Here is a 1,974-nt window from a genome sequence, read left to right as displayed (position 1 = left end):
TTTCGCGCCAGGGGGACATGTGGTTCGTCACCTGGGGCGGGCAGCCGTTCCGCTGGCCGATTGGGCCGGGCCCCTTTCACCCCACGGCGGTGCCGCTCACCGTGTCGGGCGGCGGCGCCATGGTGCAGGCGCCCGACGATGCGCTCTATCTCATCGATTCCCACGGTCTGCGCCGCGTGCCGGATCGCGGCGCCGCCGCTCGGCTTGTCGTGCCGGGCACCGCGCTGCCGCCGGCCAACTTCTATCGCGCCGTAGCCGATCCGTTCGGGCGGATCTGGGCCACCACGGCGATTTCGGGCCTGGTGGCGATCTGGCCGCGCAATGGCGCGGTGGAGCGGATCGGCGAGGAGCAGGGCCTGACCTCTGATCGCGCATCTCCGATCCTGGCTGATCGCGATGGCAATGTCTGGGTGGGGACAGAGCGCGGGCTTGACCGGTTTTCTCCCTCACCGCTGCGCGTGCTGCCGAATATGGCGCCGCGCGGCGGCAGCGGTCTCCTGGCCACGGCCCAGGGTGGCCGCGTCTATCTTGCCAACGATGCGGCGGTGTACCAGATCGATCCCGACCAGGCGCCGCGCCCGCTGGCCCAGGTGCCACCGTGGGTCATGGGCCTGTGCGCGGGCGCCAATGGCGATGTCTGGGCAATCAGCCCGGATCATGCCCAGGTGGTGGCCGGGCCGCACCGTGGCCAGACGCTTCCCCTGCCCCGGCACGTGCTGGAAGTGAAGGATTGCGCCGCCGATGCCACTGGCGCGCTGTGGCTTTCGCCCAGCGGCCTGGGGTTGTTGCACCAGGTGGGGGCACGGCTGGAACCGGTGGCGCTCGACCCCCGGCTCGGCCAGCCGCAAAGCCTGGCCTTCGACCGGCAGGGGCGCCTGGTCATGATCCTCGATCGGCGCACCATCGCCCGGCTCGATCATGGTGCGCTCAGCACCTGGGATGGCAGCAAGATCGGGTTCGAGCGGCCCGGCACGCTCAGCGTGCGCGCTGACGATGTGCTGATAGGCGGCACCACCGGCCTGCTGCGCCTGGATGACAAGGGCGTGCAGATCCTCGACGCGCGCGATCATCCCTGGCTGTTCGATACGCGCGGGGTGGTGTCCACCGCCGCTGGCCAGACCTGGCTGATCGGCTATCACGGCCTGTCGCGGGTCAGCACCGCCGCGCTCACCCAAGCCTTTGCCAACCCGACGCGGCCGATCCCGCACGTCACGTTTGATGATGACGATCGCCGCATCGCCCTGCCCCAGGCCGGCGCGGGCGAACAGATCGTGCGCGATGGGCACGATCGCGTCTTTGCCCTCACCCGCCAAGGCGTGCTTGAAGCATTGCCCTGGGCCAATCCCCTGCCCGAAACCCGCTTTTCGCTGTTCGTGCGCGCGCTGGGCGCCAATGGCCACGAATGGCCAGCGCGGCCAGGCCTGGCGCTGCCGGTGGGGACGACGCAGGTGACCATCCGCTATGGCGTGCTCGATCTTGCCACCCCGGCGCAGCGGCGCTTTCGCGTGCGGCTTGGCGGGCTGGACGATGGCTGGGTGGCCAACGGCACCGCGCAGGATATCTCCTATGCCAACCTGGCGCCCGGCACCTATCGCTTTGACGTGCAGACCACCGACCGCGAGGGCGCCTGGCAGCCGCAGGGCGCCGCGCTGACGTTCACCATTCGCGCGGCATTCTGGCAGACCACCTGGTTTCGCCTCGCCGTTGCCGCGCTGGTGCTGTTCGTGGCCCAGGCGCTCTATCGCCAGCGCACCGGCGTGCTGATCGCGCGCGCCAAGGCCAAGCGCGAGGGCCAGATCGCCGAGCGCGAGCGCATCGCGCGCGAATTGCACGATACCCTGCTGCAAGGGGTGCAGGGCCTGATCCTGCGGTTTCAGGCCGTGGCCGCGCGCGGCGCACTCGATCGCACCACGCGGGCCGAACTCGATGCCGCGCTCGAACGCGGCGATGACGTGGTTGCCGCCGCGCGCGACC

General features: G+C 70.5%; 1 protein-coding gene. It reads left to right on the top strand.

The features are described from left to right. On the top strand, positions 1-1,974 hold a 1,974-nt coding region (locus H926_RS0105690; protein ID WP_022675451.1), incomplete at both ends, for a triple tyrosine motif-containing protein.

The organism is Novosphingobium sp. B-7 (genome assembly GCF_000410615.1).
Taxonomy (GTDB): domain Bacteria; phylum Pseudomonadota; class Alphaproteobacteria; order Sphingomonadales; family Sphingomonadaceae; genus Novosphingobium; species Novosphingobium capsulatum.
Note: the sequence above shows the minus strand (reverse complement) of the source record. Positions and strands in the feature narration are given on the sequence as shown.